This window comes from Parabacteroides sp. AM17-47, from assembly GCF_003434625.1.
Classification (GTDB): domain Bacteria; phylum Bacteroidota; class Bacteroidia; order Bacteroidales; family Tannerellaceae; genus Parabacteroides; species Parabacteroides distasonis.
On the sequence record NZ_QTLI01000015.1, the window covers coordinates 115,475 to 130,270 of the forward strand.

At 43.9% G+C, this 14,796-nt stretch carries 8 protein-coding genes and 1 pseudogene; 2 read left to right on the forward strand and 7 right to left on the reverse strand.

Annotated elements, in window-relative coordinates:
- Positions 1–62: 62 nt before the first annotated feature.
- Positions 63–3,998, reverse strand: coding sequence for a two-component regulator propeller domain-containing protein (locus tag DW205_RS13475; protein WP_005865496.1), 3,936 nt, complete (start codon positions 3,996–3,998; stop codon positions 63–65).
- A 223-nt stretch (positions 3,999–4,221) separates the two neighbouring features.
- Between DW205_RS13475 and DW205_RS13480 the strand changes: the two are divergent.
- A pseudogene (locus DW205_RS13480) lies at positions 4,222–4,584 on the forward strand (glycoside hydrolase family 20 zincin-like fold domain-containing protein); the annotation flags it as partial.
- 426 nt (positions 4,585–5,010) lie between these two features.
- On the opposite strand, the gene DW205_RS13490 reads toward DW205_RS13480, so the two are convergent.
- The 4 genes from DW205_RS13490 to folB all read right to left on the reverse strand — a co-directional run bounded on the left by DW205_RS13490 (position 5,011) and on the right by folB (position 8,878).
- The gene (locus DW205_RS13490; protein ID WP_005865493.1) at positions 5,011–5,655 is read right to left on the reverse strand and encodes a MarC family protein; all 645 of its coding nucleotides are present in this window, start codon (positions 5,653–5,655) and stop codon (positions 5,011–5,013) included.
- A 94-nt stretch (positions 5,656–5,749) separates the two neighbouring features.
- Positions 5,750–6,997, reverse strand: coding sequence for a PNGase F N-terminal domain-containing protein (locus DW205_RS13495; RefSeq protein WP_005865491.1), 1,248 nt, complete (start codon positions 6,995–6,997; stop codon positions 5,750–5,752).
- Positions 6,998–7,002: 5 nt separating this feature from the next.
- Positions 7,003–8,439, reverse strand: coding sequence for a monomeric [FeFe] hydrogenase (locus DW205_RS13500; RefSeq protein ID WP_005855092.1), 1,437 nt, complete (start codon positions 8,437–8,439; stop codon positions 7,003–7,005).
- A 70-nt stretch (positions 8,440–8,509) separates the two neighbouring features.
- Positions 8,510–8,878, reverse strand: coding sequence for a dihydroneopterin aldolase (gene folB / locus DW205_RS13505; protein ID WP_005855090.1), 369 nt, complete (start codon positions 8,876–8,878; stop codon positions 8,510–8,512).
- Between the two features lie 91 nt (positions 8,879–8,969).
- Between folB and DW205_RS13510 the strand changes: the two genes are divergently transcribed.
- On the forward strand, positions 8,970–9,341 hold the full coding sequence (locus DW205_RS13510; protein WP_005855088.1) for a polymer-forming cytoskeletal protein: 372 nt from the start codon (positions 8,970–8,972) through the stop codon (positions 9,339–9,341).
- Positions 9,342–9,380: 39 nt separating this feature from the next.
- On the opposite strand, the gene DW205_RS13515 is transcribed toward DW205_RS13510, so the two are convergent.
- On the reverse strand, positions 9,381–12,068 hold the full coding sequence (locus DW205_RS13515; protein ID WP_005865486.1) for a 4-alpha-glucanotransferase: 2,688 nt from the start codon (positions 12,066–12,068) through the stop codon (positions 9,381–9,383).
- 23 nt (positions 12,069–12,091) lie between these two features.
- The gene (locus tag DW205_RS13520) at positions 12,092–14,632 is read right to left on the reverse strand and encodes an adenosylcobalamin-dependent ribonucleoside-diphosphate reductase (protein WP_005865484.1); all 2,541 of its coding nucleotides are present in this window, start codon (positions 14,630–14,632) and stop codon (positions 12,092–12,094) included.
- Between the last annotated feature and the right edge of the window lie 164 nt (positions 14,633–14,796).

Here is a 14,796-nt window from a genome sequence, read left to right on the forward strand (position 1 = left end):
GATATCTATCAGATTTTGCTAAAAAGATTGAATTTATGAAAAGAATAGTCTGCAACTAACACTTAATTATTTCGACGATATTCGGTTGGAGTGACCCCATAGCTTTGTTTAAAAGCCGTACTAAAATAACGAGCGCTGGAAAAACCGACACGGTCCGCTACTTCCTGAATACTGATATCCTTATGAGATGAAAGCAACCGAGAAGCCTCGACCATACGAAACCGAATCACATAATCACCAACCGAGACATCCGACAAATGACTGAACTTGCTATAAAGCGTCGTTCTACTCATCGCCATCGCAGAGGCGATAAAAGGCACATTCAAATCCGGATTACTCAAGTTCTCCCGAAGCAACGTATTCAATTTACACATGAATTGTTCGTCCGCATTGCTTGTCGCATCCTCTTTTGGAGAGAATAGACAACCGGACTCACGATAACGCACACGAAGTAGGTCTCGCTGTCTCAATATATTCCGTAGAATCACCAACAAGGAATCTATATCAAACGGCTTCGCCAAATAGATATCCGCCCCTGATTTATACCCCTCTACCGAACTTGCTTGATCCACCCTAGCGGTCAATAGAACCACAGGAATATGGCTAACCGCTACGTCGTTCTTGATTCGGTAACACAGCTCAAAACCATCAGTCCGAGGCATCATGACATCACTGATTACAATATCCGGCTGACATTGACCCAAGATTTCCCAAGCCTCTTCCCCGTCTCCGGCTACAAAAACCTCCTTAAACTCTGCCTGCAAGACACCGAGTAAGTAGTTACGCAGCTCTATCTCATCTTCAACCACCAACAATGTATATTTAGCAAGCTCCGTATCTACCTGTACCCCGCACACATCTGTTTCCGGCTTGTCAGTGCCCTTCACGCTTAAATCGATAACGCTATCCGGTTCCGCGGCAACAAACGCTTGCGTGAAAGGAAGGTCGAAATAGAAAGTGGCACCTCCATCCTCATTATTGTAAGCACCTATACTTCCGCCATGCAACTCTATAAGTTTCCGGGCATAAGCCAACCCGATCCCACTCCCTTTACGGTCGTGTTCACCTTGGTAAAAACAGGTAAAAAGACGGTTTATATCCACATGTCTCAATCCGATCCCCTGGTCCGCAAGGAAAACCCGCACATTCTTATCCATACGCTCCGTACCAATGACTAATGAGGTATCCGGATCGCTGAATTTCATCGCATTTATCAATAAATTAGATAAAACGACACGGCATTTGGAAGTATCAAAGGGTACTTTCTCTACTGAAGCATCCAACTGGAACCGCACAGAAATCCTACGGGCTTCGAATTCCATGATAAAATCATCCGTTACCGATCGTATCCAATCGTTAAGATCGTAAAAACGAATATCCATAACATCGCCGTTCGTATCAGACTTCTGGGCATCGAGCACCATATCGACGATCTCCCGCATCCGGCAAGTTTGCAACAACAAACCATCCAATTGCCGGGATACATCTTTATCCGTCACCTTTCCGGATTTCAGCAAACGTTTGAGCGGAGCATAGATCAAAGTAAGCGGCGTACGTAATTCATGGCTGATGTTCACCATGAAACGGACTTTTTCCTCATAAAACTTTCGTTCATGTTCTTTCATGGCCCAAGCAAGTTTCCTTTCTTTGCGTCGCATGACAGACCAGATCATCCCTCCAATTGCCGCAAACACAATCATCCCCATCGCGATCAGGAACCAAGCGCGTCTCCACAAAGGAGGCTCCACATCTACTGTCAATAATCTCAAAGGAACACTCCAGTCTCCATTCTTCTTGCTATAGGAAACCCATAATTCATAGTTGCCCGGAGAAAGTGCCGGAAATGTAAATGCATGGCTTGAAGTCTCCAACAACTCCTCACGGTCTCCCTTGATGTAAAAACGGAATAATTTCTTCCGCATCAAATCTTTCTCTTTCACGATAACACTTAACCCAAAAGAAACATAATCCCACGGAATGGAAATAGCCTGTTCCCCGGATATACCATCGGGATGAATCGGAGCCCCATCTAAAGCCAAATTAATCATGCTTACAGAAAAATCCTCTTCCTCATGAATGTCATAGTCGGGCCGTATCCTAACCAGCCCTTCCACCCCAGAAATATAAATATTACCGGAAGAAGCCTCAAAAGCAGGTTCCGGAAGAAACTCACGTGTAAAGACACCGTCAGATTCCCCAAAAACGATTACACGCTTCTCATCCGGTACATACGCATACAACCCTTCATGAGTACTTATCCAAAGGCGATCAGAACGATCAAACGCAAGAGACGTTACCCCAATAAAACGATCCTGATCAACCGTGTCCAATCTTTCCGAGAGACGGTCATAAACATATAGACCGGAAGATGTCCCCAACCAAAAACGGTTATCTTTATCTTGTTTTACCGCAAGTATCGTACCGATATCCTCATTCCTCACAAATAACGGACGTAGTTGCTTATGCGGGATATCCAACACATACAAAGCCGCAGAAGAACTTATGTAACAAGAATCGCCTTGTATGAAACGGGGTGCAAGCAAACTTTGCGGTAACAGATCTTCCGGTAAAGACTCAAATTGTTGTTTCCGCCGATTATACACAGACAAATGATTATCGGATAAAAGACAAAAACAGTCCTCGTCTAAAGGAAATAAACGAATCGAATTACCTCGTAAGAATAAATCCTTTCGCACATGCCCCCAATTTAACAAAAACTCCCGGCATTCTCCTGTATTTTTATTAAAATGATAAAGCCCTACACCAAACAAAGATAACAACAATTCCGAATCGCTATACGGCATGATAGACACCACCTTCATCCCCGCAGTCTGAGGATATTTCCGGAAAGTCTCTTTTTGCGGATCAAACAAGTCAAGACCTCCCCCATCCGTTCCTACCCAGATTTTCCCATCACGATCTTCATACATGGAAGTGACCGACTGAAAACTCAAACCGTAAGAAGCCCCGGGAGGAGCATCCCGATAAGTCGTCATAAAAACAGGTTTGATGCCGATCAATCCTCCCCTGATACTGCCCGCCCAAACATTATCCTCATCATCGATATACAGACAGGCGAAAGAATTTACCGGCAACGAATGGCGATCGCCCGGAAGATGCATAATCGCTCTTACGGTCTTATTTTTGTAATTATATATATTGATACCACCTCCGTCCGTCGCCAGCCAAAGTTCGCCATCTTTCTCGCACATATCTTGCACGATATTATGAGTCAATCTCTTCGGGGTTTCCAAATGCTCCTGCAATCTCCCCTCTCGATCATAACAAAAAACACCTTTATTATAGATAGCCACCCATATTCTCTTGAATGAATCTATATACATGGAGGGGATATTCCCTTTGGGGATAAACGACACACGTTCCATATCTCCGGTGTCTAGCGAATACCACCAAAGCCCTTTTTCCAGAAAAGACAGTATGACCTTCCTCTCTTTTTCGTCATACAAATAAACATAATTAGGCGAAAATTCAAACGGACTTTCCTTGAACTTACACCGGATCATTTTCTTTTCCGCATAGGAATAACAAAAAACACCTTGCTTCCCTAAAAAATAGATTCCTTCCGGCATGAGGAGGCTACAAGCAGCGACCAAAGGTTGACCGTCTATTTCCTGACGCATAAATTTTTGGGTATCACGTTCGAAACATGCCAATCCGCGACTAGTCCCCACCCAAATATTTCCTTCCGCATCTTCCTCCAAAAAAACTATATCATTATAAGGAAGAGAATGCAGGTTCTCTCTCTCCTCCTGATAAACGGTAATCTTTTCCCTATCGAAACGATTCAACCCAAACCGGGTACCAATCCACATAACACCTCTTTCATCTACCAGTACACATTTTACGGAAGACTGCGATAATCCGTTTTCCAAAGAAATTTGTTTAAAATAATACTTAGGAGCTGCATAAAGAGACTCCGCTAAACACACAAAAAACAGCAATAGATATAATTGTAAAAACCTCCAAAATACTCGCATAGTTGTATATCACCCATTGTTCGGCAAAAATACCAAATCGTCCGAAATATAAGGCTTGCAGAGTATAAAAAAACGTTTTTTGAATTTTCACGGACGATTTTGGACCCAAGAAAATATCCTTAAAGCATAGATTTGCAGCAAGTGAAAAATTAAACAAAAAAGCATATCATTAAAAATTATTCTTATGTTACGTACAACAGGTATATATTTTATTATTTTGGTTATGATACTTGTAAAATGTTTCCTTCCGGACGAAAAACCGGAGATCATTCCTTTCCCCTTGCAAAGTGTATCAGACAAAGGTGATTTCACCTTCAATAAGGCAACTCTCATCAGTGTAGAAAATGAAAAACAGGCTATGATCGCTCGGGAGTTGACCGATCTGTTCACGCTTTCCGCCGGATTCACCCCGGAAATAAAAATACAAGACAAACGAGCCAATATCATATTCCGCACAGATAGAGAACTAGCGACCGAACATTATAAACTGAATATAGCCCCCTCTTGTATTCTAATAAAAGCATCTGGACAAAAAGGTTTCTTTTACGCAATGCAAACCTTACGTTTTCTGCTTCCTCCAGCAATAAACAACCAAACTCAGGTAGAGAATATTCAATGGAACGTACCGGGAATGACCATACTAGATGGCCCCCGATACAGCAATCGGACCGTGGCAATACACACACCTTTCACTCTCATCTCGAAGGATAATCTCAAAGAATTGATCGATCACCTAGCCATGTTAAAAATAAACAGACTTCATTTCACACAAGAAGTTCATGATACGACACCTGAAGGACAGCAAAAAATGAAGGATATGAACCTGTATGCTAAATCCAAGAAGATCACGATCTCAAACGGAACAACACACACCCATGATATCATATCGTATCTCCCGTTCCAAGCAGAGCGACTTATCTGGAAAGCAAATATCTCCGATTGCGATGAGGATAAAAAAAGGTTATTCCAATATTTAGCACCCATCGCAGAAAGAAGCTGGTCTGGTAATTTGTTAGCCCATCGCCTCACGCAAGATATCGATCAAGATAGGCTTCAATCCGCTTACGAAACATTCCACGGCGATCACCATCAGTATCAATCCCATCAAACGCATCATCACGTTATTTCCAGTCTCTCCCAATATACGTACCAGCCGGGTAGAAGCTTGCAAGATCAAGAATGTGATAAAATAGACCAATGCGATTATTCCGATCAACGTACCCTTTAAGGTGAATGTCGAAGCGTCATCCATAAGCATGATAGCGTTGGCGATCGCTCCCGGACCACACAACATCGGGATCGCCAGAGGAGTAATGGATATATCATCCGCATAGGTTTTCACCTCTTCCTCTTTCAACTTCGCATTGGAGTAGCGTGCTTGAAGCATATCAAACCCGATCTTGAAGATAATAAAGCCGCCAGCTATGCGAAAGCCGTTCGAAGAGATACCAAAGAACTTAAACAGGAACTGACCGGAGAAAGTAAAAACCATCAAGGTGATGAACGACACGATCGTGGCCCTTCGGACAATCGCTTTCCGCTCATGGTCATTCATACCATTGGTCATGGTCAAGAAAACCGGCATCGTACCGAGTGGATTGGTCAACGTAAAAAACGAAGTGAAACATAATAGGGCGAAAGGTAACAAGTCTTCCATATCAATAATTTTTTAATTGGCTAATGTGCCAATATGCCAATTAGTTGAAGAGAGAATGATTGGCACATTGGTACATAACATATTGTCACATTATTTACTCATCCCAGACCAAATAGGCTGAGACCAACCAATGATTCAGCTTATTCCCATCCACTTCTGCCGCTTCCGGAATACTCACCGTCAGCGTATGATGGCCGGGTTGGATATCCTTCAGCTCCACCTCTTCCGGTATCACGTCCGATCCGGGACACCAATTAGAGCGGGAAAGATCCGAAGACGCCAAGGGTTCCTCTACTTCTTTCTCCGAATAACCCTTCTCGGTGATATAGGCAGCCAGACGCTTTCTCAACCAAACCCCGGTAGCCGGATTAAAACGACGGAAAGAAGCGCAGTCCGTACGCCAAGGAACAAAATCCAAGACTGGAACTCCATCAACAGAGACAATATTCTGTTTTTCCACGAACTCATCACCACCGGAATGACCGCCATGTCCCGTAACGATATATTTCAGACGGACATCACGTGCGCCTTGAGGAATATCAAAATCCAATGACACGTCCTTCCGGGCGAATATATCCGGATATTCCTGCCCGATATAATAAACCGTATTCATCAACGGCTCTACATGTTTCTTCGGCAAAGCGTCGCAAGACAGATCAGACTCGTCCACATCGATCGTCATGCTAGCGACGTATCCTTCCGGTGTCCATGTATCGATAAAGATCCCAACATAAGCGCCACCTTCCAGAAGAGGATACAAATCGGTTATGTCTTGCTCCCAGCTTACGCTATCTTCCCAATGGTCGACATACACAGGTTTACGATGTTTCGTCAAGCTATCCTCGGGACTACTGTAATGCCCTACTCCGAACGGAGTCATGAAACGCATCAATTCCACGGTAGGTTGATAATCCGTCCCGTGGATGATACCGATCATCTTCTCCAGTTTCACGCTATCCACCGCAGGAAACTCCTTCTCGCCTTTAGCGATATTCAACAAATTAATGCCCGAGGCATTTGGCAATACAAAACAAGAGCCGGATTTATCCCAGCGATCTCCATTCGAAGCTACCGTAACCCGGAGTTTGACGGAAACGTTTCGCTTATATTCCGGCAATGTTACCTTCTTCAAGATAATACGGCCATTCACCAAATGATAGATACTGTCCGGTCCCGGAGCGTTAAAAGCGGCGGGATATACATCCGGAGCGAAACGTACGCGGGTATCATTAAATACCTGTACGGAATAATCTCCCATCGACAGTAATTCTTTATGTCCGCAAGAAGCGGTACATAGAAAAACTCCCGTCAAGGAGACAAATAAAGCCAATTTTTTAATCATTTTGTCTAGAATTTAGTAAGCTCCTTAATAAGCTGCTTTTGTCCGGCAGTCTTATCGGCGTGCGTACAAGGACCGGTCACACAACCGCCCTCGCAAGCCATCACTTCTATAAACTGCGCGGGAGCCTTTCCGGTTTTAGCGTAAGCGCGTAATAATGCCACATTTTTCTTTGTCAGGTTGGCTACCTGCACGGCATTTACGTTCTCGTCCTTCAAATAAACCTTAACGGCGTTGATCACACCACCACTTTGGGCGAAGCCATGCGCCTCACGGACAGCGTTAAATAATACGGAGAAAGGCTGGGCCTCCTCGATCTTGATACCCAATCCCTCCAATACGGAACCTACTTCCTCAAACGTAAGTGTAAAATCCACGCACGGATCTAGTTTCACCTCTTTTCGTTTCGCCACGCACGGGCCAACAAACACGATCTTCGCATCCGGATATTTTTCCTTCACGATACGGGCCGTATAATACATCGGAGATCCGGTAGAAGAGATGTATTTCTTTAAATCCGGGATATGTTTCTCGGCCAATTGCACGTAAGACGGACAGCAACTAGTGGTCATGAACGGTTGTCCTTCTTTCAATTTCTCGATCAATTCTTCCGCCTCATGGCGGGTGGTTTCCATAGCGCCTTGCGCCACCTCGACCACTTCCTCGAATCCCAAGGACTTGATAGCGCCATACACTTTTTCCTTCGGAGCGCTAAACTGAGCTAAGATAGACGGAGCGACAATCGCTACCATCTGTTCCTTATTCCGCAAGCGTTGCAAGATATCGAATACTTGCGAGATCTCGAAGATAGCACCGAACGGACAAGCATTCACACATTTACCGCAATATATACATTTAGACTCGTCGATATGCTCCACCCCATACTCGTCCTTGCTGATCGCCTTAACCGGACAAACTTCCTCGCAAGGGATCGGGATATAAACGATGGCATGGTACGGACAGCTTTGGTGGCATTTACCACAGCTGATACAAGTTTCATGATCAATCTCGGCCTGACCATTTTTCTTGAATCGGATAGCGTCCTTCGGGCAGTTCATATAACAACTACGAGCCACGCACCCCCGGCAAAGATTCGTGATCTCATAATTCACGGAGACACAAGAGGAACACGCCTCATCCACTACACACATGATATTTTCCTTCTTATTCTCCGAGCGGAACAAGGCACGCTTCGCATACTCTGAAAGCGGTGTCAACTCATCTTCCTCGTCCTGCATATCAAAACCAAGCAAAGGCAAGGTTTTGTATTTCCAGACGGCACGTTCCTTATGTACACAGCAACGGCCCCTCACTTTCGATTTTCGGGGACTCAACTCGATCGGCAAGCGATCAATTTCTTCTAGAAGACGGTTTTCTTTCCAGAGCTTTACTAACTTCGCCAGCAATCCGTGACGAACAATCATTACGTTGTTGGTAAATGCCATAATGTTATCGTATTTGTGCTTTTAGTATATCGCATCACTTCTTTACAAACGCGAAGGTAAATAAAAGTTTCTAAACAGAAAGAAAGCTTTCTTTAAGAATTATCGAGGCACTATGAATATCTCCGCCAAACGGAGGATTTAATTTAGACAAGACAAGTTCCACCTCCGTGATCTGTGGAAATCTCTCTTTCAAAGCCTTCAAGATACGCCCCGCCGCGTGCTCGAGAAGTCTCGAGGGGATAGCCATTTCCGCTTTCACGGTTTCATATACTGTGGCGTAATTGATCGTATCGCTTAAATCGTCGCTCCATACCGCGTTCTCCAACGGAGCTGTCAGTATCAAATCTACGATAAAAGTATTCCCAACCCGGGTCTCTTGGGGTGCCACGCCATGATAGGCATAGAATGTCATCCTTCGTAATTCAATCTTTGTTGTCATAATCTTTTAATTTATCTGTAAATGTATAGAAAGTAAACCTTCCTGCAAAAAAATAGTCTTATATTTGTCAACCAAGTAACAACACATTATGATGGGAATAAAACAAAAAGATGAAAATTCCGCAGGCGGATTACACAACGCCTTGGCTGCGGGGACAACGATAAAGGGTAATATTATCACAGAGACAGACTTTCGCTTGGATGGAAAAGTAGAGGGAGATATCAGTTGCAACGGCAAGATCGTTATCGGCCCCAAAGGTAGCGTAACAGGCAATATCGTATCCGAGAATGCTGAGATTCTCGGTGAGGTAGATGGCTCCGTAAAAGTAAGCGCAAAGCTTATTCTAAAATCAACAGCAATTATCAAGGGAGATATATATACCCAATCCCTAGAGATCGAACCAAACGCACGGTTCAACGGAGCCTGCTCGATGTGTTCCGAGAAAAAGAAAGCGGACAAATAGACTGAGGGCCGCACTTTTCGATACGGCCCTTAGTCTTTCTTATTTTCGTCCAGCCTCTTTTATCAACGAGACTATCTTATTATTCAGGTTATCAGCCTGTAAAAGCTGTTCCAACGTAATATGCATCCGGTAGCGCCAATAATGCGTTGAATTCGCAGGAACGTTAATACGCTCGGATTCTATATCCTTCCGCTTGATAGAATCATCCATAGCAAACCAATCCTGCAACGGAATAATCGTCAGCATGGAACGAGTCTTCAAATGATTAGAAATAATCTGGGCAACGATTTCAGCCGTACATTCATCCGGGGCCTCACCGATCCGTTGCAATACATGGTTGTAATAACGCTGTGTCTTCTCCGGATCTTCTTTCCACCAATTACGAAGAGGAGTCATATCATGTGTAGAAGTCGTACAAACCGAATGATAAGGCAGATTGAACATATCGGAAAATTCCCGCTGTGGGCTCTTCGGCATACGCTCAATCTCCAAGCTTAGTATTTGCAACTTATTCATAACCTCGGGAACAGAGGCGGGGATCATACCGAGATCCTCTCCACAAACCAACATCTCCGTGGACGCAACCAACGGTGTCAAACGCTTAAACGCTTGCGCCTTCCAAAAATCATTATGGCGATGATAGAAGAAATGCCAGTATAACTGATCGAACGCATAACGGTCGGAACCACTCAATTCCCGATAGATATAGGATTGATTCGCCGAGATCCGGGGATGAAACTTATCGGTCTCTCTTGGGTCACGAAGAAATAATACCTCATTCGCAATCGTAAACAGGCCATTCTTGATCCGTAGGGAAACAGGATCCGCCTTATCCGCAAACAACGCCTCAATCTTCCTTTGCGTATCACAGAACGGTTTTAACACATAATGCCGGGAGGAGGATTGTGCCAAATAAGCACCTATCACCTCTTCTGTATTTTCCTCAAACAATTCCGATAAGAATTGTCGATTGATATGTGGGGTCGTGAAACGAGACTCGTTAAAATTCAATCCATACTGCTCGATCTCTTCTCTCGAGAACGGCAACGCTGGATTGAAATGACCACAAAGCCCTTGCACATATTCACAAGGAACCTCCCATATTCGGAAAAATCCCAAGATGTGATCTATACGGAAACAATCGAAATAATCACTTAACTTAGCGAAGCGTTTTTTCCACCAAGAGAAATTATCTTTCTCCATCGCATCCCAGTTATAAGTCGGGAACAGCCAGTTCTGACCGTTCATGGAAAAGTCATCGGGGGGAGCACCCGCTTGACCATTCATATTAAAATATTTCGGTTCCGTCCAAGCCTCTACACTAGTGCGGCTCACGCCAATGGGTAAATCACCTTTCAATACAACTCCATTCTTACGGGCATAATCCGATACCGACTTGAACTGGTTGTGCAATACATATTGCAAGAAATAAGAGAACGAGATCTCCGGCCATGCGTCACTATCTTCCCGGCATAGGGCGCGAACACGTGTCTTATTGTAAGTAGAATTACCTTGCCATTGAGAGAAATCCGATGTCCCATAACTTTCCCGCAAGAAGCAATAAGTAGCGTAAGGCATCAACCATGACTCATTTTGCGCCAAGAACTCTTTAAACTCCGGCGTATCTAATACGGCCTTACCCTCCCCTGCGAAATATTCTTGACAATAACCCAATTTATATTTCAGTACTTCCTCGTAATCAACCGTATCTTTTGCGTTTAATTCTTTTTGCTTCCCTGCATAAAAAGCAGCTCTCTCCGGATCTTGCAAGGTCCCCAAAGCCGATAAATCCACATACATGGGATGAAGGGCATAAATAGAAATAGCGCTATACGGATAGGAATCCACCCAAGTATGGGTCATCGTCGTATCATTCATAGGTAATACTTGAATGATACGTTGGTGCGTCTTTCTAGCCCAATCCACCAACATGTGTAAATCTCCCAAATCACCTACTCCAAAGCTCTTTTCCGAGCGCAAGGAAAAGACGGGGATAACCGAGCCGGCACAACGCCATAACGGTAAGCTATCCCGGAAGTAAAGACCAGATATAACAACGGTCTCACCCTGTTTCTGGGGAACAAGACTTAGAATACGATTCTCATCACTCTCCCAATACAAAGGTTGACGGGAATCATTATCCCAAACCAAAAATTTATATTCTAAAGGATACCGTATCTCCGCAGCGTCTAAATCAATATGCCATTCCGGGAAAGTATCGCAACTCAGCAATAAAGCCTTGTCCGGATGCCAGTTACCTAAGCATTCTTGATTTCCAGTAATGGCTACACACTGATTCTTTTCCACCCGGGGAGCGGATATCTTTATCACCAATTTTCTTCCACTTCTAACGACCCTCTCATGTGTATTGCAGGGATGAGCGAATAAACTTTTGGTGAAAGCCGAAGAATAAAAGGCTAGATTATCCGGACGGATTTGCCAATAATCATAAAGGATGTAAGAATCAGATTGTCCATCCAATACAATCCGGTGATTCTTCTCCCACTCCTCAAAGATCTGCTTATCATTAACACTTAAGAAATATCTATATTCTATATCTTTTATATCGGGTGGAAGATCCAGTTCCAGTTTCCAGTTTCCATCCCCAGAGTAATTCATCTCCTTAGCCAAAGCAGGTTCCCAAGAGCCTAATTCCGGTATGGAGCCCACTACACATAACTTCTGTCCCCAAACGGTATGGAAGTTTATATTAAAAGTGACTTTCATGGTATATAGATTTAGTCAATTATTTAACCGCATTTAGAGGCTCCGCAATTCGTGCAGATCAAACAACCTTCTTGATAAATCAAGGTCTCCAACCCACAGTTCGGACATTTCTGCCCTTTCGCTTCCATGCCGTTCGGTAAATATTTCTTCAAGGCCCGTTCCACGCCATTCTTCCAAGTATTGATAGACTCGCTATTCAACTCCATACCCTGTACCAGTTTTATAACCTGATCGATAGGCATTCCGTAACGGAGCACACCGGAAATCAATTTAGCGTAGTTCCAATATTCCGGATTAAACTTGCCATCCAAGCCTTCGATTGTCATTTTATAACCGCGTTTATTCTTGAACTGGAAGTCGTAATGCTTATTACCATCCTCATCATAGCTCTTGATGATCGTACCTTTAGAAACGTTTTTAGGTAACATGATACCCTCGTCATCATCGGCCAAACCGGTAAAGATCTCATACGGACGGCCATTCAACAAGCCGACGAAAGCGATCCATTTCTCACGGTTATTCTGGAATTTTACCACATCCGCATCCAATTCACGAGGACGGGTAGATACGATAACCGGTGGTTGCATGCAGTTGCAATCCTCTTTTTTCTTCTTTTTATCTGTCGCAATCAAGACACCGGAACGAGAACCATCTCGATAAACAGTACATCCTTTACATCCGCATCTCCATGCCTCAACATACAAAGAGTCTACCAACTCCTCACTTACATCGTTCGGCAAATTGATCGTTACGCTGATAGAATGGTCCACCCATTTCTGAATGCGTCCTTGCATACGGACTTTTTGTAACCAATCGACATCATTGGAAGTCGCTTTATAATAAGGAGACTTAGCAACTAGCTCCTCCACTTCTTCTTGTGTATATTTCTTACTTGCCGAATAACCATTCGCTTGCATCCACGTTACAAACTTATGATGGAATACGATATACTCCTCGAAAGCGTCGCCTGTCTCATCCACGAAATCCACACGAGCCTCGGAATCGTTCGGGTTTACTTTGCGGCGGCGCTTATATACCGGCAAGAATACCGGCTCTATACCGGAAGTGGTCTGTGTCATCAAGCTAGTCGTTCCCGTCGGAGCGATTGTTAAGCAAGCGATATTACGACGGCCGTATTTCAACATATCCTCATATAAAACAGGATCAGCCTCACGCAAACGGTTGATGAACGGATTTTTTTCCTCACGCTTCGCATCGAATATCTCAAAGGCACCACGTTCTTTCGCCAACATTACGGATGAACGATAAGCGGCCAAAGCTAATGTCTTTTGTATAAGTTCCGCACAATCGGTTGCTTCTTCTGTTCCATAACGCAAACCTAAAGCGGCAATCATATCGCCTTCCGCCGTAATGCCCACACCTGTACGGCGTCCTTGCAAAGTCTTTCGTTGGATCTTTTCCCACAAATGACGCTCTGTTTGTCTTACCTCCATGGATTCCGGATCCGAGTCGATCTTAGCCAAGATCATCTCGATCTTCTCCGACTCTAAATCAATAATATCATCCATAATCCGCTGGGCCAAACCTACATGCTTCTTGAACAAATCATAATCGAAATAAGCGTCCGGAGTGAACGGATTTACCACATATGAATATAAATTGATCGCTAACAAACGGCAACTATCATACGGACAAAGAGGTATCTCGCCACAAGGATTCGTGGAAACCGTACGGAACCCCAGATCCGCATAGCAGTCTGGTACAGACTCACGTAAGATCGTGTCCCAGAATAGCACACCCGGTTCAGCGGATTTCCAAGCGTTATGAATAATTTTTTTCCATAAGCCAGAAGCATCGATATCCTTCACATAAACGGGAGAATCCGAATCAATTGGATATTGTTGCTTATAGGTACCGCCATTAACCGCGGCATTCATGAAATCATCATCAATCTTCACAGATACATTTGCACCTGTAACCTTACCTTCCGTCATCTTAGCGTCGATAAACGCCTCCGAGTCCGGATGTTTAATAGAAACGCTCAGCATCAAAGCTCCACGACGGCCATCTTGGGCCACCTCACGGGTGGAATTCGAATAACGTTCCATAAACGGAACCAACCCGGTAGAAGTCAACGCAGAATTCTTAACCGGAGAACCTTTCGGGCGAATATGCGAAAGATCATGGCCTACACCACCACGGCGCTTCATTAATTGTACCTGTTCTTCGTCAATACGAATAATCGCACCATACGAATCCGCTTGCCCGTCCAATCCGATAACAAAACAATTAGAGAGTGAGGCAATTTGATAATCATTGCCAATTCCCGTCATCGGACTTCCTTGCGGAACGATGTAGCGGAAATGATCAAACAGGTCGAAAAGTTCTTGTTCCGACAACGGATTCGGATACTTTTTTTCCACACGGGCAATCTCACTTGCCAAGCGATGATGCATATCATTCGGAGATTCCTCATAGATATTTCCAAACGCATCCTTCAAGGCATATTTATTTACCCATACTTTAGCGGCGAGCTCGTCACCGGTAAAGTAATCCAATGAAGCCTTAAACGCTTCGTCAAAAGTGTAAGTTTTACGATCCACAATTATTATATTTATTTTGCGACTGCAAGTTTACGCATACTTTACCAGTTATCCAAATTACCCTACGTTAAAAAGAATACTTATTGAAAAGTTTTCCAAAACCAAACTCGCAACCCCACATTTTCAACTACTTAAACAAAACTAAGCATCAAATAGTTTTCCAA

What these genes read in the sequence shown, in the direction of transcription:
- DW205_RS13510 (WP_005855088.1), top strand. Translation starts at nt 8,970, where the DNA reads ATGGGAATAAAACAAAAAGATGAAAATTCCGCAGGCGGATTACACAAC.
- DW205_RS13500 (WP_005855092.1), bottom strand. Translation starts at nt 8,439, where the DNA reads ATGGCATTTACCAACAACGTAATGATTGTTCGTCACGGATTGCTGGCG.
- DW205_RS13495 (WP_005865491.1), bottom strand. Translation starts at nt 6,997, where the DNA reads ATGATTAAAAAATTGGCTTTATTTGTCTCCTTGACGGGAGTTTTTCTA.
- DW205_RS13475 (WP_005865496.1), bottom strand. Translation starts at nt 3,998, where the DNA reads ATGCGAGTATTTTGGAGGTTTTTACAATTATATCTATTGCTGTTTTTT.
- DW205_RS13490 (WP_005865493.1), bottom strand. Translation starts at nt 5,655, where the DNA reads ATGGAAGACTTGTTACCTTTCGCCCTATTATGTTTCACTTCGTTTTTT.
- folB (WP_005855090.1), bottom strand. Translation starts at nt 8,878, where the DNA reads ATGACAACAAAGATTGAATTACGAAGGATGACATTCTATGCCTATCAT.
- DW205_RS13515 (WP_005865486.1), bottom strand. Translation starts at nt 12,068, where the DNA reads ATGAAAGTCACTTTTAATATAAACTTCCATACCGTTTGGGGACAGAAG.